Raw genomic sequence first — 23,253 nt, 5'->3', positions numbered from 1 at the left:
CCCGAGAAGTCATGGCTTGGTGCCTCCGGTATCGAGTTGCGCAAGGTAGGCCTTGGCGGTCTTCGCGGCATCGCTGTCCGGGGCGGTCGCGAGCACCGATTGCCAGCTCTTGCGCGCCGCCGCGTCACGGCCCGAGAGCACGGCGATCACGCCGGCCTCCAGGCCGATCTCCGGATCTTGAGGCGCGATCTGCGCCGCGCGCTCGATCTGCACTTGCGCTTGCGAAAGGTTGTTCTGGCGGCGCGAGAGCGTGGCCGAAAGCAGCCAGGCCTGTGCGTTGTCGGGGGTCGCGGCGCGCGCTTCGTTCAGCGCGGATGCGGCTTGCGCCTGCTGGCCGAGCGCGACGTGCGCGCGGGCGCGATCGATCGCGATCGTTCCGAGCAGATCGGCGTCGCCGGCGGACCTGGCCTGGGCCTGCGCCGCTTCCAGCAGCGGCAATGCGCTCGCGGCCGAACCACCCGCCAGCGCGGCATTGCCGGCCATGGCGCCGAGGCGCGCGCGGCTAGCGCTGTCGGTCGGCGAAGCGGCGTCGCGTGCGCGCAGGAAGGCGTTCTGCGCCTCGCTCCAGCGCTCCATGGCACCCAGCGCCACGCCCAGGCACAGGCCGGCGCGCACCCGCTGCTCGCCGGTGGCACGGTCGAGCGCCTTTTGCGCGGCAAGCGCCCCGGCGGCGGGGCTCGCTTCCATCTCGCCGATGCAGCCTTCGGTGCGCGCATAGGGGATCACCGGCCCGCTCGATGCGGCCGCTTCCCGCGCCTCGCGCTTGGCTGCGATCGACTTCTGGTCGAGCATCTCGGGCGGCAGTGAAGTGACCGAGGCGCCCAGTTGCAGGATGGGGAGGAGCAGCGGCAGCATCAGGGGATTCTCCGGTGGGATCAGCGCGGCCAGCCGGCCAGCTCGCCCACGGTGGCCAGAAGCAGCGCGATGTCCGCCTCACGCGAGAGGCGATGGTCGCCGTCCTTGAGCAAGGTTACCTGCACTGCGTCTGAACGCAGGGCTTCCGCCAGACGGAGCGAGATGGCCCAGGGCACATCGCCATCGGCCTGGCCGTGGAGCAGCCGCACCGGACAATCGATCGCGATCTCGCCGCCCAGCAGGCGCTGCGCCTGTCCATCCGCCCAGAAGCCGGGGTGGGTCGGCGTGGGCTCGGAGCCGTAGGGGTTCTGCGCCAGCAGCGTCTCACCGGCGGCGAGGCGAGCCTGGTCTGCCGCGGGCGTGCCCCAATCGGTGAAATCGGGCGCGGGCGCGACGCCGACCAGTCCGGCGACTTTCCCCACCGGAAGCGCCAGCGCGACCAGCAGCATCAGCCACCCGCCCATCGAGGAACCGACCAGCACCAGCTGGCCCGGACAATGGACATCGATCAGCGCCAGCACCTCGTCACGCCAGCGCGAGAGCGTGCCGTCGGCGAACTCGCCCGAACTCGCGCCGCAGCCCGAGTAGTCGAGCAGCAGCGCCGCCCGGCCCTGGCGCCGCGCGGCATCGAGCAAGGCAGTCGCCTTGCTGCCGGCCATGTCGGACTTGTAGCCGGGGAGGAACACCAAGGTCGGCCCCTCGCCCGGCGTGAAGCGATGCGCGATGCGGCGGCCGTCGGCCATGGTGAGGAAAGCGATGTCGCCCATGCAGACGGTAGTGGCGATTGGGTCGAGGCGGTACAAGGCGCGCTTGCCCTCGATCCTCCCCTGCAAGGGGAGGTGGCAGGCGCGCTAGCGGCTGACGGAGGGGTGTTCCCCCTGGCATATTGCTCGGACGAGAGGGTTATACCCCTCCACCTCCAGCTACGCTGGCGGTCCCCCTCCCCTTGCAGGGGAGGATCTCCGTCCCGGCATCAATCCGATCTTAAGCGCCTTCCCCTAGATGCCGGCACAATCCAAGCAAGGGCACTGCGCGAGATGCACGAGACACGATCCACCCTGCTGGACCGCTTCGCAACGAGCCCACGCGCATTGTGGGCGATCTGGTCGGTGTTCATCGGCTTGCGTCTCCTCGTCCTGCTGATCCCGGTCGCGCCGAGCTCCGACGCCGAGTGGTACGTGCTGCGCGCGACCAGCCTGGCGGCAGGCCAGGGCTACCTCGACAACGCAGGCCAGCCGACCGCGTTCTGGCCCGCAGGCTGGCCGATGGCGATGTCGGTGCTGTTCCGGGTGACCGGCCCCTCGCTGCTCGCTTTGGGCCTGTTCAACCTGGCAAGCGCGGTGCTGACCGGCTGGCTCGCGCTGGCGCTGGGTCGGCGCTTGTTCGGCAGCGAGGCGGCGGCGCGGATCGGGCTGTTGCTGCTGGCGATCTATCCCAATGCGATCGGCTACGTTCCGCTCGGCCTGACCGAGGTGTTCTACACCGCGCTGCTGCTGCTCGGCTGCTGGCTGGTGATCGCGCGCAAGTCGGCGCTGTGGCTGGTCGGCGCCGGCCTGGTGTTCGGGTTCGCTACCCTGGTGAAGGCACAGACGCTGGTCATGGTGCCGCTGCTGTTCGCCATCGACTGGCTGCGCGCCGGGGACGTGTGGCGCCGCCTGCCGAAACTCATCGGCCACGCCGCGCTGGTTCTCGGAGTCGCGGCGCTCACCGTCTTGCCCTGGACGCTGCGCAACCATGCGCAGCTTGGCCACTGGGTCGCGGTTTCGACCAACGGCGGCTTCACCCTGCTCACCGGCAACAACGACAGCGCCACCGGAGACTACACGCCCGACGACACGACGGTGACCGCGTTGATGGCGCGCCGGGACCTGAACGAAGTCAGCCGCGATGCCGAAGCCAAGCGCCTGGGACTGCAATGGATCGCCGAGCATCCCGGCCGATTCGTCGCTCTCGCCCCCAGGAAACTGATGCGCCTGTGGCTGCCCGATGGCGAGGCCGAGTGGGCCTACCAGGCCGCTGCGCCCTCCTACCCCCGGTTCGAGCTGCTGTACCGCGCGGTCCGGGTGGCCAACCAGGCGTACTACATGCTGCTGATGCTTGGCTTCGCGGCTGCCTTCGTGGCCATGACCATCCGCCGCCGCGCCGAAGGACAGCGGTGGGTCGGCTGGTGGCTGGTGCCCTGGGGGGTGGCGCTCTACCCATCGCTGATCGCGGTGGTGTTCTCGGGCCAGTCTCGGTTCCACTATCCGGTGATGCCGTTCGTGTGCCTGGCTTGCGGATGGCTGGCGGCTGACCTCCTCGCCCGCTTCTCCCAAACTCGTCATTCCCGCGAAAGCGGGAATCCTTCTCCGGCCTTGTCGGTCTAGGCGAGCTCGGGAGATGTATCCTCGCCCTCGCGGGGATGACGAACGAGAGAAGGCAAGCTATATGAGCATCATGGCTCAGTCGCTGACCACCACTACGACCACGACTACCCGGACACTCCCGGGCTGTTCGGTCACGCGCTAAGCGCAGCCGCACCGCCCGAGTTCGGGCGGCTGGCGTCACCTCCCGAGACTGCTGAAAATGGCGCCGGACCTTCCGTGTTGCGCGCCTGTGTGCCATGGCGCGCGGCAGTATCGAGAGAGACGACCACCGATGTCCGAGATGTTCAAGATCAGCCTGCCCGACGGTTCCGTGCGCGAGATGCCGCAGGGTGCGACCCCGGCGGACGTCGCAGCGGCGATCGGGCCGGGCCTCGCCAAGGCGGCGATCGCGGCCAAGGTCGACGGCGAGCTGGTCGACCTCTCGCGGCCGTTCACGGGCGATTCGCAGCTGTCGCTGGTTACCTCGCGCGACGAGGCGGACGCGCTGGAACTGGCTCGGCACGACTATGCCCACGTTCTCGCCGAGGCGGTCCAGGCGCTGTTTCCAGGTACGCAGATCACCTTCGGTCCCTCGACCGACGATGGCTTCTACTACGACTTCGCACCAAAGGATCGCCCCTTCACCGAGGAGGACCTGCCGGCGATCGAAGCCGAGATGCGCAAGATCATCGCCGCGAACAAGCCGCTTCACCGCGAGGTCTGGAGCCGCGAGGACTTGATCGCCCGCTGGCGCGCGGAGGGCGAGACCTTCAAGGCCGAATGGGCCGGCGAACTGCCCGAGAACGAGGAGCTGAGCGTCTACTGGTCGGGCTCGCCGAACTCCGAAGGCGCCTGGCTCGACATGTGCCGCGGGCCCCACCTGCCCTCGACCGGCAAGCTCGACCCGGCCGCATTCAAGCTGACGCGCGTTTCGGGCGCTTACTGGCGCGGCGACCAGAAGAACGCGATGCTCAGCCGCATCTACGGCACCGGCTGGCTCAACAAGAAGCAGCTCGACGCGCACCTGACGCGGCTGGAGGAAGCCGCCAAGCGCGACCACCGCAAGCTGGGCAACGAGATGGACCTGTTCCACCTCCAGGCCGAGGCGCACGGGTCGGTGTTCTGGCACCCCAAGGGCTACGTGATCTGGCGCGAGCTGGAGGCCTACATGCGCCGCGCGATCGACGGCGCCGGCTATCGCGAGGTCAAGACCCCGCAGGTGATGGACGCGCGCCAGTGGGAGCAGTCCGGCCACTGGGGCAAGTACCGCGAGAACATGTTCGTCATCCCCGACGAAGTGCCTAACGTCGAGGAGGAAGGCCCGATCGTCAGCGACGATGCGGACTGGATGGCCCTGAAGCCGATGAACTGCCCGGCGCACGTGCTGATCTTCCGCCAGGGCATCAAGTCCTACCGTGACCTGCCGCTACGCCTCTACGAGAACGGCTGCTGCCACCGCAACGAGCCGCACGGCGCGCTCCACGGGCTGATGCGGGTGCGCCAGTTCACGCAGGACGACGCGCATATCTTCTGCCGCGAGGACCAGATCGTCAGCGAAGTGCAGGCGTTCTGCCAGCTGGCCGACCGCATCTACAAGGACTTCGGCTTCACTTACGCGATCAAGCTGGCGCTGCGTCCTGACAAGCGCTTCGGTACCGAGGAGATGTGGGACAAGGCCGAAACCGAGCTGCGCAACGCGGTGGAGCAGGCGGGCCTGGCCACGCCCGAGTACGGTTGGGAAGAGCTGCCCGGCGAGGGTGCGTTCTATGCGCCCAAGCTGGAATGGCACTTGACCGACGCGATCGGCCGCACTTGGCAGGTCGGCACCATCCAGTCCGACCGCGTGCTGCCCGATCGGCTCGACGCGCACTACATCGGCGAGGACGGCGAGAAGCACCGCCCGGTGATGCTCCACCGCGCGATCTTCGGTTCCTACGAACGATTCATCGGCATCCTGATCGAGCACTTCGCCGGCAAGCTGCCGGTCTGGCTCGCGCCGGTTCAGGCCGTGGTAGCGACGATCGTCTCGGACGCGGACGGCTATGCCGCCGAGGTCGCGGCCAAGCTGAAGGCTGCTGGCGTCCGGGTCGAAACCGACCTGCGCAACGAGAAGATCAACTACAAGGTGCGCGAGCACTCGCTCCAGAAGGTCCCCTTCCTGCTGGTCGTCGGGAAGCGCGAGGCCGAGGAAGGCACCGTCGCAATCCGCACCCTGGGCGAGCAGCAGCAGCGCTTCGTCTCGGTCGACGAGGCGCTGGCGCTGCTCAAGGACGCAAGCATGGCGCCGGACCTGAAGTGACATCATCCTCTCCCCGCCGGGGAGAGGATACGAAGGCTTGGCTCCGCAGGAGCTTAGCCGAAGTTGGAGAGGGCAGTTGGCGCACTCAGCCCTCTCCAAGCTATGCTAGTTCCTGGCGGAACAAGCTTCGCTATCCTCTCCCCGACGGGGAGAGGAGGATAGGACGACCTGATCATGATCCAGCGCGAACACCTGGCCACGGCGCAAGTCCCCGGCGGCGAGGAGCTCAAGCTCTACCGGCATGACCGCGATCACATGATCGTGCTGGGCCACAACGAGCTGATGAGCACCCGCAAGTGGGGCTCGGAAGAGGCGCTGGCCACCATGGCGATCGACAAGATCGGCAATGCCAAGCAGCCCAGCCTGCTGATCGGCGGCTACGGCATGGGCTTCACCCTGAGGGCGGCACTGAAAGCCCTGCCGGCCGACGGCCATGTCACCGTCGTCGAGCTGGTGCCAGAGATCATCGGTTGGGCGCGCGGGCCGATGGCCGAGCTGACCGGCGATTGCCTGCAAGATCCGCGGGTGACGCTGGTAATGTCGGACGTCGCGCCGTTCATCGCCGGCGCGCATGCCGACTACGACGCGATCCTGCTCGACGTCGACAACGGGCCCGACGGCTTGGTGCGCGAGGACAACAACATCCTCTATTCCACGCCGGGCCTGCGCGCCGCCAAGCGGGCGCTGACGCCCGATGGCGTGCTGGCGATCTGGTCGGCCGGCCCCGATCCGACCTTCACCCGGCGACTGGAGAAGTGCGACTTCGTGGTCGACGAGGTCAAAGTCTCCTCGCGCAGCAACGGCAAGGGGCCCAAGCACGTGATCTGGTTCGCGCGGAAGCGTTAGAGCATTTTCAAATTGAACGTTCACGGTCGATGGCTCGGAAAATGCGGCATCAAAAAACTAGAGCGTCTTCGCTCATAGTGAAGGCGCTCTAGACCGCACCGCTGCGCGTTACCTCGTCGCGCAGCTCACCACAGCACGCCATCGCGGTCGGGTTTGATCGGCTCGGGCGCCTCTTCACCGATGGACTGCAGCAAATCTATCTCGATGGTGCGGCACATCGCGTTGAGAGGCAGATCATGCACGGTGTTCGCGAATGGATCGACAAGGTCGTCGCCGATGGCGAGCACCGCCAGGAACATCAGGCCCGCGATCGTGGATCCCAGCGGCGTGGCATACTGCAACGTCTCCACGAGGCCGATCGGCAGGAGAATGCAGAACAAGTGCGTGAACAAGGTCGGCAGGAAGCGGTACTGCACCGGCAGCGGCGTGTTCTTCAGGCGCTCCATGCCGCCCTGGGCATTCGCGATGTCGACCAGCACGGCCTCCATTTGCGCTTGCTGGATGGTATCGATCCAGCCCGCCAGCCGCGCCTCGTTGATGCGCCGGCCGGTCCCGTCGAGGATGCCGTTGGCGACGTTGGTGCGCGCAAGCGCCAGATCGGCGTCGCCCTTCGAGAGCATGCGCAGCACCTCGCTATCCGGGCTCTGCCGGCGCAGCTGACAGCGCAATGCGTTCACGTAGGCGATCTGGCGCTTGACGATCCGGCGCTTCATGTCGGCAGCTTCGGGATCGGGCATGTAGTTGCGGGTGGAGCGCGCCAGGTTGCGGCTGGCATTGATCATCAGACCCCAGAGGCTGCGCCCTTCCCACCAGCGCTCGTAGGCCGAGTTGCTGCGAAAGCCGAGGAACAGCGCCAGTGCCGAGCCGAAGATGGTGAGTGGCAGACTGGGCGCCGTGAACGGCAGCACGAAGTACGTGATCGTGACGATCACGTCCCAAACGAACAGGGCAATCAGCACTTTCCAGACCTCCTTGAAGATCTGGCGGGCGCTGGGGGCTGCGTTGACGATCATCGGGTGGCAGGATCCTCGCTGTTCACAGGTGCGGCCGCGTTGGCCATGGCGACCGAGGTGCCGGTCGCGGGACGAATGGCAAACCAGTCAGGATGGTCGATGGCGACCAGGAAGCTCAGGACGCCAAAGCCGAAAACGAGCAGCAAGAGCCGACCCACGAGGATCTCTCGGGTGCGCTGGGCAGTAGGTTGGTCGGAATTGGGCATGGTCATTCTCCGGCGTTAACGAACGAGAGACCGGAAAGTGGGAGCGTCCTTTTTCACATGCGTTAGGTTTCTGCATCGAAGTTTTGCTGCGACGCAGCATAATCAATGTGCGGTGCAGCAGCTGCGATGCCGGTGTCGTTCGCGGATCGGCATGTATGGGGCTGCAGCCCAGGTCCTACACAGTCCCGCAGCGCAGCGCAGCGCTGTACCGGCCAAACCTGCCGGTCGAACCGTCGTCAGAAACCCAGCGGCATCCGCGCGAGAACCAGTGCCAGGGCGCAGCCACTCACGATCATTGTGCGCAGCATGCCCGCATGGAAGGCAGTGCGGGGCATGCGCGATGCAAGGATGATGACCCGGGGCATGTCGCCACCATGCCCGACGGATCATTGTGGAACGGTTAAGATCGCCGCGGCATCTGCTGGCTGGAGCAATGGAACGATCCGCCGCCGGCAAGGATCGCGTCAGCCGGCACGCCAACCGTGTCTCGATCCGGAAACAGCGCCGCGATCGCCGCCACTCCGTCCTCGTCGTGCGCGGTGCCGTAGGTCGGCACGACGACGAGCTTCGTGGTCACGGCGAAGTTCATGTAGCTTGCCGGCTCGATCCGCCCCTCGTTCTCGACGCGCCCAGGCGACGGGACCTCGCGCACGGTCACGCCCGCCGCCTCGGCGCGGGCCCTGGCATCGGTGTAGATTGCGGCGTTGGCATCGTCCGGCCCGGTCGCGCTAGGCAGGGCCAGTGTGTTCGGGCCCACGAAGCGCGCAAGATTGTCGACGTGGCCGTCGGTATGGTCGTTGATCAGCCCGTCACCCAGCCAGAGCACGCGTTCGTAGCCGAGATCGCGGTGCAGGCGCGCTTCGAGGTCCCGGCGCGAGAGCTGCGGGTTGCGGTTCGGGTTGAGCAGGCACTGCTCGGTGGTGACGACCAGGCCGGTCCCGTCGCCATCGATCGCTCCGCCTTCCAGTATCCAGTCGGCGGTGCGGACTTCCAGCCCGGCACTCGCGGCGAGCTCGGCGCCGATCTCCTGGTCGCCGTCCATCAGGTACTTACCGCCCCAGCCATTGAAGCCGAAGCGCATGGCGCGCTGCGTGCCGTCACTCTCGTGCAGCACGAGCGGACCGGTGTCGCGAAGCCAGACATCACCGAAACGGCGCATCTCCAGAGTGACCCTGGCGGAGCACAGTTCGGCCGCCCGCGCGCGATTCGCCTCGTCGCGGACCAGGAGCCTGACTTGCTGGCCGCTGTCGGCCACGGCATTGGCGAACGCGGCCATCTGCTCCTGCGCGCGACCGAGATAACCCGGCCACTCGACCGGATCGTGGGGAAAGCCGATCCACAGCCAATCCTGCGGATGCCACTCGGGCGGCATGTGGAACGTCGTCATGCGCGATCATCCGCCTGGCTAAGAGCGGCGGCGTGAAGCCGGCCGTTGACGACATACCCCTCCACACCCGCGCGATGCGCCGCCAGGGCGGCTTCATCGAGATCGCGCGCGTATTTGGCAGGGCGGCCCATCCACAGCTGGCGCGCACCGATGACCTTGTTCGGCGAGAGCATGGCGCCTGCCGCGAGCATGCCTTCGCTCTCGATCGTGCAGCCGTCCATCACGATCGAGCCCAGGCCGACGAAAGCGCGGTCCTGCAGCACGCAGCCGTGCACCATGGCGAGGTGACCGATCAGCACGTCCTCGCCGATGATGGTCGGAAAGCCCTCAGGCCGACCGGGCTTGGGGCTGTCGCAGTGCACGACGCTGCCGTCCTGGATGTTGGTGCGCGCGCCGATCACGATGCGGTTGACGTCCGCGCGGATCACGCAGTTGTACCAGATGCTCACGTCGGGCCCGATCTCGACGTTGCCGATGATGCGGCAGCCGGGCGCGATGAAGGCGCTGGCGTGGATTTGCGGCGCCTTGCCGTTGAAGGCGGCGACTGTCACGTCGCGGCGCTGGGTGTGGTCGGTCATAGCTTCCCCATGATGGCGCCCCAGCGGATGTAGGGCAGGACGGAGGCGTGGTCATCGGTCCAGGCCGCGCCCGTCGCGGGATCGAGTGCGTTCCACGTGCGGCCGCCGCTCTCGGCGCGCAATCGAGCCAATCGCGCCTCGCTGCGCGCGAGCACGACCCAGTTCGACGCGACGGTGAGATCCCCCTTCGGCGTGTCGCGTCGGATCATGGCGACGAGCCCGCGCTTAGCGGCGATGGCCGAGAGAACCGGCTCCAAGTCGATGAAGCGGTTGGAGATATGGATCAGCAGCAGGCCGTCGGGCGCCAGGGCCTGCTCGTAGACACCGACGGCCTCGTCCGTCAGCAGGTGCAAGGGAATCGCGTCGGACGAGAAAGCGTCCACCGCCAGCACGTCCAGGCTGGCGCGCGGCACCTTCTCCAGCTCCAGCCGCGCATCGCCCAGAACGATCTGCGCATCGGGCGCGCAGGTCTGCAGGAAGGTGAACGTGCCGTCGCGCGAATAGCGGACGATCGCGGGATCGATCTCGAACACCGTCCAGGTCTGGCCGGGCTTGTGCCGGCACGTCAGCGTGCCGCTACCCAGGCCGACGACGCCGATCCGCGCCCCCGCCCCGAACAGGCGTGGCGCGGCTTCGAGAGCGAGGCCGACACCGGACGTATCGCCATAGTACGTCGTCGCCTCGCGGCGGCGCGCGAGATCGAGCGACTGCTTGCCGTGCAGCGTCGTCCCGTGCGCCAGCAGGCGGGTGCGCTCCACCTGGTTGTCATAGACGTTGTATATGCCGAAATAACTGCGGGTACGCTGGCCTTCGAGCGAGGCCTTAAAGGTGCTCACCCCGCCCTGCGCCAGCATCGCGCCCGTCAGCACCAGCACGTAGGCCCAACGCCAGGGCAGCAGCAGCAGGCCGAGCCCGGTCAGCGCGATCAGCAGGAATATCTGCAGGAGCTCGTTCTCCTGGTCGCTGACCAGCGACATCAGCTGCGCGGTCAGGAACGTGGCGATGACCAGCAGCACCGCCAGCGCGATCCACGACATGCCGCGGTCCAGCCCGCCCATGCGCCGCCAGTCGAGCTCGCGCGGGAGCGGCAGCAGCATGGCCGAGGCGAGGATCAGGATCGGGTGCTCCCACACCCAGTCGAACACCACCGGCGCCACCAACGCAGTGAACGCGCCGCCCATTGCGCCACCCGCCGACATGACGAGGTAGAAGAACGTCAGCCGCGAGGTACCGGGGCGCGAGTCGTAGAGCCTGGCGTGCAAGGCCACCGACACCTCGAACAGCAGCAGCAGCGCCGCCAGCGCCGCCGCCATCGTCCCGGCCGAGGTCGAAACCATCGCGAAGCTGCCGGCAAATATCACGGCAGCGGGCGCCATGATCGAGATGACATGCGCGATCGCGCGCCGATCGGAGAACGCGAAGACAAAGCTCAGAAGATAGAGGCCGAGCGGGATGACCCACAGCAGCGGCATGGCGAAGATGTCGGTGGTGAGGTGCGTCGAGGTGGAGAGCAGCAAGCCGGACGGCACCGCGGACAGTGCCAGCCACAGCAGTACCCTGCGTGCGCCGATACGCTCCTGCGGTTCGTCGCCGTGCTCGATCGTGGCGACGGGACCGGCATTCCACCGCGCTCGGGCGGCAAGCGCCACCAGCACGAAGAGCAGGCCGTAGCCCAGACTCCAGGCCAGGCTCTGGTCGTGCAGGCTGAGCAAGGGCTCGGCCAGCAGCGGATAGGCGAGCAGGCCGGCGAAGCTGCCGATGTTGGACGCGGCGTAGAGCGCCCACGGCTCACCGGCATCGGGTGCGGCCGAATACCAGCGCTGCATCAGTGGCGCCTGCGCGGACATGATGACGAAGACCGGACCCACGGTCGCCAGCAGCAGCAGCGGCACCCACAGCACTTCCCACCCCGATGCGGGTGGAGAGAGGTTCGCCAACACGATCGGCAGGGTCAGCGCGGCGAGTGCCAGCAGCGCGAGATGAACCACGATCTGCCGTCGCTGCGCCAGCTTGGACAGGCCATGCGCATAGCCGTACCCGGCCAGCAGCAGCGCCTGGTAAACCACCATGGCGCTGTTCCAGACGTTAGGCGCACCGCCAAGCCGGGGCAGCGCCATGCGCGCCACCATCGGCTGCACCAGGAACAACAGGAAGCTGCCCGCCAGGATCGTCGCGACGAACAGGGGGCGCCGTGCCGAAGTGCTCATGCCGCGCGTGCGCTCCAGCTCTCGGCCGAGATCGTCCACGCCAGTTGCGCGGGTATGACGAAGCGGTGATCCTCGTAGTCGAGATCGGGGCGCCGGCGCATGCCGAGCCGCTCCATCAAGCCCCAGCTGGGCGTGTTCTCGATGACAGTATAGGCGATGACCTCTCCTGCCGCGAAACGGCCGAATGCCGCGTCCAACGATGCCGTGGCCGCTTCCCGCGCATAGCCTCTGCCCCACGCATCAGTGCGCAGGCGCCAGCCGATCTCGAACCCGCCCAGGTAAGGGCTGCCCGGCGCATCGTCGCGCTTGATCCCGCAAAAGCCCAGCACCTCGCCAGCGAGATGCCCGCCATCGTCGTGGCGCTGGACGAGCCAGAAGCAATGGCCGTGATGCTGGTGGCAGGCCATGACGCGCGCCTCGGTGGCGGCCAGCCCGGCCGCGTCCAGAGGAGGACCCAGCCAGCGCGTGACTTCCGGCGTGTTGGCGACCGCGGCATAGCGATCAATGTCGCCCGGTTTCCAGTTGCGCAGCACCAGCCGTTCGGTTTCGAGGCGAAAGTCAGCCATTCAGCAGCCGCGCGGCGTGGGCGGCATGATAGGTCAGCACGCCCGAGCAGCCGGCGCGTTTGAAGGCCAGCAGCGTCTCCAGCACCAGCGCGTCGCGGTCCCCCGCGCCGGCGGCGGCGGCCGCCTCGATCATCGCGTATTCGCCCGAGACCTGGTAGGCGAACACGGGCACTTCGAAGCGATCCTTCACCCGGCGCACGATATCGAGGTACGGCAGGCCGGGCTTGACCATCACGCTGTCGGCGCCCTCGGCCAGGTCCATGGCGACTTCGCGCAAGGCTTCATCGCTGTTGCCCGGATCCATCTGGTAGGTCTTCTTGTCGCCCTTCAGCAGCCCGCGCGAGCCGACCGCGTCGCGGAACGGACCGTAGAAGGCCGAGGCATACTTGGCCGCGTAGGCCATGATCTGGACGTTGACGTGGCTCTCGCCCTCCAGAGCCGCCCGGATCGCGGCGATGCGCCCGTCCATCATGTCGGACGGCGCGATGATATCCGCGCCCGCCGCCGCCTGGTTGAGCGATTGGCCGACCAACGCCTCCACCGTGCGATCGTTGAGGACGTAGCCGGCCTGGTCGATAAGCCCGTCCTGGCCGTGGCTGGTATAAGGATCGAGCGCGACATCGGTCAGCACGCCAAGCGAGTCACCCACCGCATCGCGGATGGTGCGGATCGCGCGGCACATCAGGTTGTCGGGATTGAGCGCCTCCTCGCCCATCTCGCTGCGCCGCTCGGGCTGCGTGTTGGGGAACAGCGCCAGGCATGGAATGCCGAGCGAGACCGCTTCACGCGCACGATCCGCGATCCCGTCGAGCGACCAGCGCGAGACGCCGGGCAGCGAGGCGATCGGATCCTCGACGCCGCTGCCGTCGGTGACGAACAGCGGCCAGATCAGGTCGGCCGGCGTCAGCACGTTCTCGCGGTGCATCGCGCGACTCCACGTGGTCGTGCGAGTGCGTCGGAGGCGAGCGTGCGGATAAGCTGCGGTCATCGTGGCCGCTTGCCGCAAATCGGCACGCGCTTCAATTGTGGTTCGGCAAGTTCCCGGCGACGGCAAGCCCGATCGCGGCCCGTGCATTCGGCAGCGTCTGCACGACGTCGCGCTGGTCGGCCAGGCGGTCGATCTCTCGGTCGCCGCCATGCCGCGTCTCCGGTGGCGCACTCGCGGCAATGCTGCCCAGGGCCGCGCCCGGCCGGATCGCGAGGATCTGGGCCAGACGCTGCTTGAACGCCGAGGCCTGGCGCACGTCGATCTGCGGTCGCGAGACGAAGCGCAGACCCATGGGGTTGACGGTGCGCCCGGACTGATAAGCCTCGAAGTGCAAGTGCGGCCCGGTCGAAAGGCCGCTTGAGCCGACATAGCCGATCACCTGGCCCGCCCTGACGTGAGCGCCGGGGCTCACCGCGATACGGCTCATGTGGCCATATCCGGTGCCGTTGCCGCCGCCATGATCCAGCCGCACGTAGTTGCCATGGCCGCCATGCCGCCCGGCGAACGAGACGACCCCGTCCGCCACTGCGTAGATCGGCGAGCCGTAGCTCGCGCCGAAGTCGATCCCCGCGTGCATGCGAGTGAACCCCAGGATCGGGTGACGGCGCATGCCGAAGGTCGAGGTGATGCGGCCGGCCACGGGCGCGCCGATCGTGCGTGATTCGGTGGGCTGCTGCAGCCCTGCCGCCGCGACCATCTGGCCACCCGCTCCCCACTGCAACAGCTGCAGGCGAGGCTTGCCGCCACGCTCCAGCCCGGCATAGAGCAAGTCGCCCAGCTGCCGCTCGCCCTTGGCGGAGCGCTTGTAGGCAACCACGATGTCGAAGGCGTCGCCGGGCGCCAGATCGCTTTCGAGGCTCACCTGCGAGTCGATCGCGCGCAGATACGACTGGATCGCCGCGATGGGCGCACCGGCATTTCGCGCGGATCGATAAAGGCCGGAGCCGACCACGCCGCGAATACGCAGCGGGGTCGTATCGGTGGCGATCGGACGGCGCACCAGCGCCAGCGCGCCGCCCTGCCGCTTGACCGTGAGGTCGAGATCGAAGCGGGCGCGAAAATCGATGCTCTGCAGCACGCGCGGCGCGCCCGGCTGCGGGCGCTGGCCCAGGCTGATGTCGAACTGCGTGCCCGGCGCGATCGCGCTTCCCGGCATCGCGGTGCCGACCAGCCGGCTGACTTGCGCGACATCGCCCTCGCCCACTCCGGCGCGCGCCAGCATGCGGGTCAGGCTGTCACCTTGGCCGAGCGTCGCCACGAGCTGCAAGGTCGGTCGCTCGGGCGCGCCGGTCAGCGGACGGATGCTGGCCGTGGCGCCCATGTGGCGGCCGCTATCTGCGCCGAGCGCCAGCGGCATGATCGTCTGGCTGCGGAACTCGTCACGGACGGCCGGCTGCTCGGGCATCATCGCCGCGGCCTCTACGTGCGCGAAGTCGGGCCAGAGCGAGATCGCGAACACACTGAGCCCCAGCATGGTCCCCGCCCCATGCAGCCAGCGCTTGCTGCCGATGTCGGTGGCGAGATCGGGCGCCAGGTCCAGCGATGCGCACCAATCCTCCACACGGCAGCGCCAGGCGGCCAGTCGGTGCGTGTTGCGCCGATCCGTGACCGAAGGCTCATCGACGATGACCTGGTCGGCCACGAGAGCGGCCGGACCATGCCCGCGCGCATTCGCGTCATCGAACTGGTCCCGATCCCTGAACACGACTTGCCCCGCTTCATCGCCCCCAGGGCGTTCACGAGCGGAATCTGCCTTCTCAAGGTTAACATCCTGTCAAACCTAGCGATTCGGTGCATGTACGGAGATGAAGCGAGTATGGGGGGCGACGAACCGACAGGCACAGGTGCGAGCGAGATCGCGGCAACCCTGCACATGCATGATCTACGTAAATAACTGTGCTTAATTTCCCCAAGCCAGAGCGTGGTATCGGCGCAGGTACCTTGTGCCTGCCCACCGGCGATGCCACATTTGACCAGCGATGGCCGACCTTCGAACCGCTGGTGCCCGCGAGCCGGGATCGAGCCGCATCCGTGCCGTGCTCGGCCCCACCAATACGGGCAAGACCCACCTCGCGATCGAGCGGTTGTGCGCCCATTCGAGCGGCGCCATCGGCTTCCCCCTGCGACTGCTGGCACGCGAGGTCTACGACCGCGTCTGCGCGATCAAGGGACCCAACCAGGTCGCGCTGATCACCGGCGAGGAGCGGATCGAGCCCAAGGACGCGCGCTGGCTGCTGTGCACGGCCGAGGCGATGCCGGTGGTGCAGGACAAGCTGGCCTTCGTGGCGATCGACGAGGCCCAGCTCTCCGCCGACCGTGAGCGCGGCCACGTCTTCACCGACCGGCTGCTCCACGCGCGTGGCCGCGAAGAGACGATGATCCTGGGCTCCTCGACGCTGGAGCCGATGGTCAAGGCACTGATCCCGCGCGTGGAAGTGGAGACCCGCCCGCGCTTCTCGACCCTGCGCCACGCCGGTGCCCGCAAGCTCAGCCGGGTGCCGCCACGCAGCGCCATCGCCGCGTTCTCGGCCGAGCAGGTCTACGCCACCGCCGAGATGCTGCGGCGCTTCCGCGGTGGTGCAGCCGTCGTGATGGGCGCGCTCAGTCCCCAGACCCGCAACGCACAAGTCGAGCTCTATCAATCGGGCGAGGTCGATTATCTGGTCGCCACCGACGCGATCGGCATGGGCCTCAACCTGGATGTCGAGCATGTCGCATTTGCCGGATTGTCCAAGTTCGACGGCTTGCGCCAGCGCCGGCTCACCACGGCCGAAATGGCGCAGATCGCGGGGCGGGCTGGGCGGCACCAGAAGGACGGCACCTTCGGCACCCTCGCCGGCAGCAATCACGCGTCCGAATTCACCGACGAGGAAGTCTACGCGATCGAGGAGCATCGCTTCCCGCCGCTGACCAAGCTGTTCTGGCGCGAACCCGAGCCGCGGTTCGACAGCCTGGGATCGCTGATCGTCGACCTGGAGGCGCCACCCCGCACGCCCGAACTTGCCGCCGCGCCAGAGGCCATCGACCTTGCCGTGCTCAAGCTGCTCGCCGACGAGCAGCAAGTGGTGGACAGCGTGCGCACGGTCGGCATGGTCCGGCGGTTCTGGGAAGTGTGTCGCCTGCCCGACTTCCGCAGCCAGGGTCCCGAGATGCACGCGCGCTTCGTCTCGCGGCTGTGGCAGGATCTGCGCCACGGCGAGCTTGGCGCCGACTACATGGCACAGCAGATCGCCCAGCTCGACGTCACCAGCGGCGATATCGACACGCTGCAGGGCCGCATCGCCGCAATCCGGACCTGGGCCTACATCGCGCAGCGCCCCGACTGGGTGCTTGCCCGCGACGAGATGGCGGCGCGCGCCCGAGCGGTCGAGGCTCGGCTGTCGGACGCGCTGCACGGCAAGCTGACCGAGCGCTTCATCAATCGCCGCACGGCAGTGCTGATGCGCAAGCTCGGCACCGATGCCGGGCTGCTCTCCGTTCGCTTGGAAGACGAGGAAGTGCTGGTGGAGGGTGAGCATATCGGATCGCTGCGCGGGTTCACCTTCCAGGTCGATCCCGACGCGCGTCTGTCCGATCGCAAGCTGCTGCTCGCCGCGGCCGAGCGGCACCTGCCGGGGCTGCTGGAGCGTCGCGCGGCCGAGCTGGTCGTGGCCGTGCACGAAGGCAGCGCCGGGCTGCAGCTGGAGGCGGGCACGGTCACGCTCGACGGAGAGCGGATCGCGCGCCTCGCCCCCGGTCGCTCGCCGCTGGCGCCGCAGCTCCAGGCAGAGCGCACGCTCGACATGGTGCCGGCCCCCGCACGCAAGGACCTGCTGGCGGCGCTGGAGCAGTGGCTGGCCGCATCGCTCCAGCCGCTCGAACCCCTGCGTCGCATCGCCGAGGCAAGCCGCAGCAGCGAAGCAGGCCCCGAACTGCGCGCCTTGCTGATCGCGCTGGTCGACTCGGGCGGCATGGTGGAGCGCGCAGGCTCGGGCCTCGAACGCCTCGACAAGGACCAGCGGGTGCGCCTGTCGCGCCTGGCGGTCAAAGTCGGCACGCTCGACATTTTCGCGCCCGCCATGCTGCGCCCGGACGCCGTTCGGCTCTGGCGCGCACTGTCGCCCGAAAGGAACGCACCGGACGACGTGCAATCGACAGCGGATTCGATGCCGCCTGCGCTCACCGCCTGGCGCGGCCCTCCTCCGCGCGGGTACCGGGCGGTGGGCAAGCAGCTGATCCGGCTCGACCTTGCCGAAAAGCTGCTGCGCGAGGCGCATCAGGTGCGTGGCGCCACCGGGCGACGACCATTCGTGCTCGATTCGGCCAAGGCGATTTCCATGAGCCTGACGCAGGCCAGCTACGAGCGGCTGCTGCGGCTCGCCGGGTTCCAGCCGATCGGCGCCCGCGTGCTCACGCCCGAGATGCACGGTCCGATTGCGCCGACACGCTGGCGCTGGCGCCCTGCCCGTCCCCAGACCGAGCCGGTGAGTGCCCCTGCCGTGCCTCGCAACAGCGCCTTTGCGGCGCTGTCGGACTTGGTTCGCTGAGCCGCAGGGCCGCCCCGCCGGCGCGGATGGCGCGGTGAGGATCGACAAGGTCCTGTGGTACTTGCGCCTCGCCAGGAGCCGGGCAGTGGCGCAAGCCATGGCCCACGAAGGCCATATCCGCCTGAACGGCCGCCGGATCGAACGCGCGCACCAGCAGATCGTGATCGGCGACGTGCTGACCGTGCCGGTCGGCCGCGAGGTGCACGTCCTGGAAGTGCTGGCCATGCCCATGCGGCGTGGCCCCGCATCCGAAGCGCGCACGCATTACAGAGTGCTTGACGGGACCGCAGTTGATCCCATAGCAGCCGCCGCACCGAGTGCGTTCCAAGAGGGGTTTCCGCAGCCATGACTTATGTCGTCACCGACGCCTGCATCCGCTGCAAGTACATGGACTGCGTGGAAGTCTGCCCGGTCGATTGCTTCTATGAGGGCGAGAACATGCTCGTCATCAATCCCAGCGAATGCATCGATTGCGGCGTGTGCGAGCCCGAGTGCCCCGCCGAAGCCATCCTCCCGGATACCGAGAGCGGCCTGGAGCAGTGGATGGAGCTGAACGCCAAGTACTCGGCGGAATGGCCAAACCTGACCTCCAAGAAGGACTCGCCCGAGGATGCGGACGAGTTCAAGTCGGTCGAAGGCAAGTTCGAGAAGTTCTTCTCGCCCGAGCCCGGCGAGGGCGACTGAGCGGGCGCGGCCTTCGCCGCCCCTCCGACATCGCCATCCGCGCATCGAAGCGGCAGGCCGAGCCCGGCAACGTGGCTTCGGTGCTGGTAATTTTGTGACACCGGTGCTATATACGGATCAACTGCTGGGGCGTTCTGCCCTCACGGCAGTCATTTTCGTATGAGGCAGGGTTCGACAGCACACGGTTGAGATTGCGATCTGACCGGCGGCACGGCCTTGTCTCTGCAGGGTCTGTAATTGGGTCGCACCATCTTCACCATCCGGCGGACCTGCAGGTGAAAGGACGTTACATGGCAACCAACGCCAATGCCTTCGATGTTGGAGATTACGTCGTCTATCCCAAGCACGGTGTCGGCCGGGTCATCGAGCTTCAGAAACAGGAAATCGCAGGCATGCAGCTTGAGCTGTACGTGCTGCGGTTCGAGAAGGAGCGCATGACGCTCCGCGTGCCTGTCAACAAGATCGAATCGATCGGCATGCGCAAGCTGTCCTCGGACAAGACCCTGCGTGAGGCGCTCGACACTCTCAAGGGCAAGCCCAAGGTCAAGCGCACCATGTGGTCGCGCCGTGCCCAGGAATACGAAGCCAAGATCAATTCCGGCGATCTGGTCTCGATCGCCGAGGTGACCCGCGACTTGTTCCGCGCCGACGACCAGCCGGAGCAGAGCTATTCGGAGCGCCAGATCTTCGAAGCCGCATCTTCGCGTCTCGCGCGTGAGCTGGCAGCGATGGAGAAGACCGAAGAGCCGGCAGCGCTCAAGAAGATCCTTGAGATCCTCAACGAGCATGCCCCCAAGTACTACGACACGCCGGAGACTGCCGCCTGATCTCGCCGATCGGCTGCATTCCAGCAACTCAAAGGAGCCGCCCTCGCAAGGGGCGGCTCTTTTGCATTGTGCGAGACGCACTGCCCCCCGTGTTGTTCATTGCCTCGCAACCGGGAGCATGGCAGCGGTAGACTTATGAACCGCCCTGCCCTCCTGCTCGCTCCTCTTGCCATGCTGGCCTTGTCCGGCTGCCTGGCCCGTGCCGCTGTCGGCGTCGTCACCGCGCCCGTGCGGGTCGCGTCCCAGGCGGCGGACTGGGCGACCACCAGCCAGTCGGAGGCCGACGAGAAGCGAGGCCGGGACCTTCGTCGCCGCGAGGCACAAGTCGGCAAGCTCCAGCGCAGCTACGACAAGCACCGCCGCCAGTGCGAAAACGGCGATCGCAGCGCGTGCGACACCGCGCGCGCCGAATACGAACAGATCCAGGATCTTTTGCCCGGACTGCCGCGCGAGCCGCGCTGAGTTCACGAAGTCGGGGCATCGCTGCTCGCCTCGACGAAAGCGACGAGGAGCCGTCCTGGACCGTCGCGACGGTCTTTCAGGCGGCAGCCCGGCGCAGTCTGTCGTTGATGGCGCTGCCCACGCCTGACTTGGGAATGGGGGCCACGGCGATCCGCGGCTGCACTGCCGATGCCGCTTCGTGGAGGACGGCGTAGAGCCGGGATGCCGCTTCTTCGAGATCGCCACGTGCCGACATGCTGAGGTGGCCGGCCACGTCGCCAAAGCCTATCAGGAACTCATCGGGGTCGGCCCAGGTAGCCTCCAGCCGCACGGGCTTGCCAGGCGCATAATGGCTGGCAAGCTGGCCAGGGGCTTCGATGCCGTGACGACCGCCGCTTGCGAGCGGTGCCACGCCGAGCACGGCGGCAAGGTGGTTTTCGGTCACCGGCCCGGGTCTCAGGATCTCCCACCCACCCGATCGAAGGGCGACAATCGTCGATTCGACGCCCGCAGCGCAAGGACCGGCATCCAGAATCAGATCGACGGCGCCCGCCAACGATGTGGCCACATGCTCGGCCGTGGTCGGGCTCACCGCCCCGCTGCGATTGGCCGAGGGAGCGGCAACCGGCACACCGGCCTGCTCCAAAACCGCGCGCATGACCGGATGGGCAGGACAGCGTAACGCCACCGTCGGCAAGCCAGCCGTCACGGCCTTGGCGAGGCGCGCCCCCTCCCGGAGCGGCAGCACGAGCGTCAGCGGACCCGGCCAGAACGCGGATGCAAGCGCCCTCGCGCGCTCGTCGAAATGGGCCAGATCCTCCGCCTGCTGGGTGCTGCCGACATGGACGATCAGCGGATTGAAGCTCGGCCGCCCCTTGGCGCGATAGATGGCCGCAACGCTCGCGTCGGTATCCGCTCGCGCCGCCAGGCCATAGACCGTTTCAGTCGGCAGTGCCGCCAGTCCGCCATCGCGCAGCTGCCGTGCCGCGCGGCGGATCCCATCCGCGTCGGCGGCGAGGATGGGGGATCGGCTGGCCGGCGTCATGGCTCGCCGCTATAGCCGCGCGGGATCACTTGCCAGGGAAAAGTACCGCCCATGACCATCGAAGCTGCCGAGATCGGCACCTTGCTCGCCCGTATCGCGGGCACTCTGGAGCGGCTTTCTCCGCCGGTCGCGCCCGCCGTAGACTGGCTCGGCGCCCCTGCCTACGTCTGGTCGGCCAACGGTGTCCGTGCGGTCGATCGGCTGGAGGCGCCCGCGCTGAACCTGCTGCAAGGGATCGACAGCCAGAAGGCCCGTGTCGTCACCAACGTGCAGCGTCTCGCCGCCGGACACGCGGCGCACGACATGCTGCTGTGGGGCTCGCGGGGGATGGGCAAGTCTGCCTTGCTGCGCGCCGCCATCCGCGAAGCACAAGCCGAGGCACCCCGGTCCATCGCGCTGGTACAGGTCGGCCAGGATGCGCTCGGCGGCGTGGCCGAGCTCTTCGCCGAACTGGGCCGCCCGCAACGTCAATTCCTGGTCTTCATCGACGATCTGGGGTTCGAGGAGGGAGACCTGTCGGGCCCTCGCCTGCTGCGCTCCTGGCTGGAAGGCGGGGTGGAGGCGCGGCCTGCCAACGTGCGTCTGGCCGTCACCGCCAACCGCCGCGCCATTGTCGCGCGTTCGATGTCCGAGCAGGACGATCCGATCAACGCACGCGATGCGGTCGACGACAAGCTTGCCCTGGCCGATCGGTTCGGCCTCTCGATCGGCTTCCACAACTGCAGCCAGGACGACTACCTGGCCATCATCGCCGGCTACGCCGAGACGCTCGGCTTGGGCTGGCACGAAGCCGACGCGCTGGAGTGGGCGCAGCGTCGTGGCGCGCGCTCGGGCCGGGTCGCCTGGCAATACATCGCCGAGCTCGCCGGACGGGCAGGTGTTCCGCTCTGAGCCGCAGCCAAGTTCAGGGCAGCAGGCGATCCGGACCGGACTTGAAGCTCGCCTCGGATCCACGCGGCTGCGTGGGGTCGACCAGTTCCTTGGAAGGCTCCAGGTGCTCGGTAACCACGGCGCGCGGACCGACCGCTGGCGCCGCTCCCGGTGCGATCACCCGCCAGATCACACCGCCCGTATCGTCGCTGACCAGCAGAGCGCCCGCCCTGTCGAAGGCGAGCCACACCGGGCGTCCATGCGCCTTGTCCCCGCCCTTCTCCAGAAAGCCGCTCAGCACCTCGACAGGCCGTCCCCGCGGATTGCCGTTGGCATCGAACGGCACGAACACGACATCGTAGCCCGACGGCGGCTTGCGGTTCCATGAGCCATGGCGCGCGACGAAGGCGCCGTTGGCGAACGCATCGCCCAGCCGGTTACCCGCGCTCGCGAACTTCAGTCCAAGCACCGCCGTATGCGCGCCCATCGCGTACTCGGGCTTGCGCGTGTACTCGAGCATGTAGGTGTCCATCGGCCAGGTCACCCGCTCGTCGAACTTGTCCTTCCAGTAGACCCAGGGCCAGCCGTACTGCGCGCCGACCGGGACGTTGGTGAGGTAGTCCGGGACAAGGTCGGGCCCGAGCATGTCGCGCTCCTGCACCACGGCCCACATCTCCGCCGTGGACGGGTTCCAGTCCATCCCGTTGGGATTGCGCATGCCGGCGGCATACTGGCGGCGACGCCCGGTGGCGGTGTCGATCTCCCAGATCGCGGCGCGCCCGGTTTCGGCCTCCATGCCGTTGTCGGCGATGTTCGTGGCCGAGCCCACGGCAGCGTAGAGGTGCGCGCCATCGGGGCTCAGCAGCAGGTTGCGCATCCAGTGGTTGCCGCCCGCCGGCAGCTCCATCAGCTGCCGGGGCTTGCCTTCAAGCTTGGTCGCGCCCGGCGTGAAGGCGAACTCCAGCACGGCATTGTGATTGGCGATGTAGAGCTTGCCGTTGCCGTAAGCCATTCCCGAGGGGGAGTGCATGTCTGCCTGGCGGAAGACCGCGCGTGTCTCCGCCCTGCCGTCGCCATCGGCATCGCGCAGCAGCATGATCGTGTCGGGTGACGGGTCACCCGCGCCCACCCGTCCCATGAACAGCTTCATGAAGAAGCCGGTGATCCCGCCCTGCTTGTTGCCGGCCGGAGCATTGGTGAGCGCGGCCAGAACATCGCCGTTAGGCAGCGTCAGCAGCGTGCGCGGGTGATCGAGACCGGTGGCGAACCGGCTGACGGTGAGGCCGCGTGCCGCTTGCGGCGCCAGGTTCTCGCCCCAGCCCGACGGCTTGGCCAGACTTACGCTGGGTATGGTCTGCTCCGCCGGTTCGACCAGCACCGGATCTATGCCGGTGGTCGCGGCCGGATCGCGATCCGAACGGTGCGCGAGATTGAGATAGGCGAACAGCGCCGCTCCCAGCACGACGATGACGACGAGAACGATAAGCGCGGTGCGCTGCCAGCTTTTCATGCCACCTGAGATAGGCCGGCACGCTCTAGGCGACAACTGCCGAGCGGGCTATGTCGCGCG

At 67.7% G+C, this 23,253-nt stretch carries 22 protein-coding genes; 9 read left to right on the top strand and 13 right to left on the bottom strand.

The genetic code is table 11. The features are described 5' to 3' along the window. Window positions 1-9: 9 nt before the first annotated feature. Window positions 10-855 (bottom strand): tetratricopeptide repeat protein, encoded by an 846-nt coding sequence (locus tag HNO88_RS05895; RefSeq protein WP_184243173.1) that lies wholly within the window; start codon window positions 853-855, stop codon window positions 10-12. 20 nt (window positions 856-875) lie between these two features. Then, complete coding sequence (locus HNO88_RS05890) at window positions 876-1,622, bottom strand: alpha/beta hydrolase (RefSeq protein WP_184243536.1); 747 nt, start codon at window positions 1,620-1,622, stop codon at window positions 876-878. A gap of 270 nt (window positions 1,623-1,892) precedes the next feature. Here HNO88_RS05890 and HNO88_RS05885 point away from each other — a divergent pair, with 270 nt between their 5' ends. The 3 genes from HNO88_RS05885 to HNO88_RS05875 all read left to right on the top strand — a co-directional run bounded on the left by HNO88_RS05885 (window position 1,893) and on the right by HNO88_RS05875 (window position 6,345). Further along, on the top strand, window positions 1,893-3,221 hold the full coding sequence (locus HNO88_RS05885; protein WP_184243172.1) for an ArnT family glycosyltransferase: 1,329 nt from the start codon (window positions 1,893-1,895) through the stop codon (window positions 3,219-3,221). 271 nt (window positions 3,222-3,492) lie between these two features. Next, window positions 3,493-5,499, top strand: a complete 2,007-nt coding sequence (gene thrS, locus HNO88_RS05880; protein WP_184243171.1) for a threonine--tRNA ligase — start codon at window positions 3,493-3,495, stop codon at window positions 5,497-5,499. A 174-nt stretch (window positions 5,500-5,673) separates the two neighbouring features. After that, complete coding sequence (locus HNO88_RS05875) at window positions 5,674-6,345, top strand: spermine/spermidine synthase domain-containing protein (protein WP_184243170.1); 672 nt, start codon at window positions 5,674-5,676, stop codon at window positions 6,343-6,345. 125 nt (window positions 6,346-6,470) lie between these two features. Here HNO88_RS05875 and HNO88_RS05870 read toward each other — a convergent pair whose 3' ends face one another. From HNO88_RS05870 to HNO88_RS22820, 9 genes are all read right to left on the bottom strand, one after another. Continuing rightward, on the bottom strand, window positions 6,471-7,358 hold the full coding sequence (locus HNO88_RS05870; RefSeq protein WP_184243169.1) for a bestrophin family protein: 888 nt from the start codon (window positions 7,356-7,358) through the stop codon (window positions 6,471-6,473). Further along, window positions 7,355-7,564, bottom strand: a complete 210-nt coding sequence (locus tag HNO88_RS05865; RefSeq protein WP_184243168.1) for a hypothetical protein — start codon at window positions 7,562-7,564, stop codon at window positions 7,355-7,357. The genes HNO88_RS05870 and HNO88_RS05865 overlap by 4 nt, the downstream gene beginning before the upstream one ends. Window positions 7,565-7,800: 236 nt before the next feature. After that, entirely contained in the window at window positions 7,801-7,929 is a 129-nt protein-coding gene (locus tag HNO88_RS22650; RefSeq protein WP_281383987.1) for a hypothetical protein, read from the bottom strand. Window positions 7,930-7,964: 35 nt separating this feature from the next. Further along, window positions 7,965-8,951 carry an agmatine deiminase family protein gene (locus HNO88_RS05860; protein WP_184243167.1) on the bottom strand — a complete coding sequence of 329 codons (987 nt, stop codon included), beginning with the start codon at window positions 8,949-8,951 and terminating at the stop codon, window positions 7,965-7,967. Beyond that, entirely contained in the window at window positions 8,948-9,529 is a 582-nt protein-coding gene (locus tag HNO88_RS05855; protein WP_184243166.1) for a gamma carbonic anhydrase family protein, read from the bottom strand. Before HNO88_RS05855 ends, HNO88_RS05860 begins: the two co-directional genes overlap by 4 nt. Beyond that, complete coding sequence (locus HNO88_RS05850) at window positions 9,526-11,736, bottom strand: spermidine synthase (RefSeq protein ID WP_184243165.1); 2,211 nt, start codon at window positions 11,734-11,736, stop codon at window positions 9,526-9,528. Before HNO88_RS05850 ends, HNO88_RS05855 begins: the two co-directional genes overlap by 4 nt. Continuing rightward, a complete protein-coding gene (locus HNO88_RS05845; RefSeq protein WP_184243164.1) occupies window positions 11,733-12,302 on the bottom strand; it encodes a GNAT family N-acetyltransferase in 570 nt (189 codons plus the stop codon). Before HNO88_RS05845 ends, HNO88_RS05850 begins: the two co-directional genes overlap by 4 nt. Then, complete coding sequence (gene hemB, locus HNO88_RS05840) at window positions 12,295-13,290, bottom strand: porphobilinogen synthase (RefSeq protein ID WP_184243163.1); 996 nt, start codon at window positions 13,288-13,290, stop codon at window positions 12,295-12,297. The genes HNO88_RS05845 and hemB overlap by 8 nt, the downstream gene beginning before the upstream one ends. 31 nt (window positions 13,291-13,321) lie before the next feature. Beyond that, entirely contained in the window at window positions 13,322-14,995 is a 1,674-nt protein-coding gene (locus HNO88_RS22820; protein WP_184243162.1) for a M23 family metallopeptidase, read from the bottom strand. Window positions 14,996-15,269: 274 nt separating this feature from the next. Between HNO88_RS22820 and HNO88_RS05830 the strand changes: the two genes are divergently transcribed. From HNO88_RS05830 to HNO88_RS05810, 5 genes are all read left to right on the top strand, one after another. Continuing rightward, window positions 15,270-17,816 carry a helicase-related protein gene (locus HNO88_RS05830; protein WP_184243161.1) on the top strand — a complete coding sequence of 849 codons (2,547 nt, stop codon included), beginning with the start codon at window positions 15,270-15,272 and terminating at the stop codon, window positions 17,814-17,816. Window positions 17,817-17,850: 34 nt separating this feature from the next. Then, window positions 17,851-18,165 carry an RNA-binding S4 domain-containing protein gene (locus HNO88_RS05825; protein ID WP_184243160.1) on the top strand — a complete coding sequence of 105 codons (315 nt, stop codon included), beginning with the start codon at window positions 17,851-17,853 and terminating at the stop codon, window positions 18,163-18,165. Next, a complete protein-coding gene (fdxA, locus tag HNO88_RS05820; RefSeq protein WP_184243159.1) occupies window positions 18,162-18,500 on the top strand; it encodes a ferredoxin FdxA in 339 nt (112 codons plus the stop codon). Before HNO88_RS05825 ends, fdxA begins: the two co-directional genes overlap by 4 nt. Window positions 18,501-18,790: 290 nt before the next feature. Beyond that, window positions 18,791-19,327, top strand: a complete 537-nt coding sequence (locus HNO88_RS05815) for a CarD family transcriptional regulator (RefSeq protein WP_184243158.1) — start codon at window positions 18,791-18,793, stop codon at window positions 19,325-19,327. 135 nt (window positions 19,328-19,462) lie between these two features. After that, the gene (locus HNO88_RS05810) at window positions 19,463-19,789 is read left to right on the top strand and encodes a hypothetical protein (protein ID WP_184243157.1); all 327 of its coding nucleotides are present in this window, start codon (window positions 19,463-19,465) and stop codon (window positions 19,787-19,789) included. Window positions 19,790-19,865: 76 nt separating this feature from the next. On the opposite strand, the gene HNO88_RS05805 is transcribed toward HNO88_RS05810, so the two are convergent. Beyond that, window positions 19,866-20,813 (bottom strand): L-threonylcarbamoyladenylate synthase, encoded by a 948-nt coding sequence (locus HNO88_RS05805; RefSeq protein ID WP_184243156.1) that lies wholly within the window; start codon window positions 20,811-20,813, stop codon window positions 19,866-19,868. A gap of 51 nt (window positions 20,814-20,864) precedes the next feature. Here HNO88_RS05805 and HNO88_RS05800 point away from each other — a divergent pair, with 51 nt between their 5' ends. After that, on the top strand, window positions 20,865-21,704 hold the full coding sequence (locus HNO88_RS05800) for an ATP-binding protein (protein WP_184243155.1): 840 nt from the start codon (window positions 20,865-20,867) through the stop codon (window positions 21,702-21,704). Window positions 21,705-21,717: 13 nt separating this feature from the next. Here the strand turns inward: HNO88_RS05800 and HNO88_RS05795 are convergent, their stop codons facing one another. Further along, entirely contained in the window at window positions 21,718-23,193 is a 1,476-nt protein-coding gene (locus HNO88_RS05795) for a PQQ-dependent sugar dehydrogenase (protein ID WP_184243154.1), read from the bottom strand. Window positions 23,194-23,253: the final 60 nt, after the last annotated feature.

Source organism: Novosphingobium chloroacetimidivorans (assembly GCF_014204535.1).
Lineage (GTDB): Bacteria > Pseudomonadota > Alphaproteobacteria > Sphingomonadales > Sphingomonadaceae > Novosphingobium > Novosphingobium chloroacetimidivorans.
Note: the sequence above shows the minus strand (reverse complement) of the source record. Positions and strands in the feature narration are given on the sequence as shown.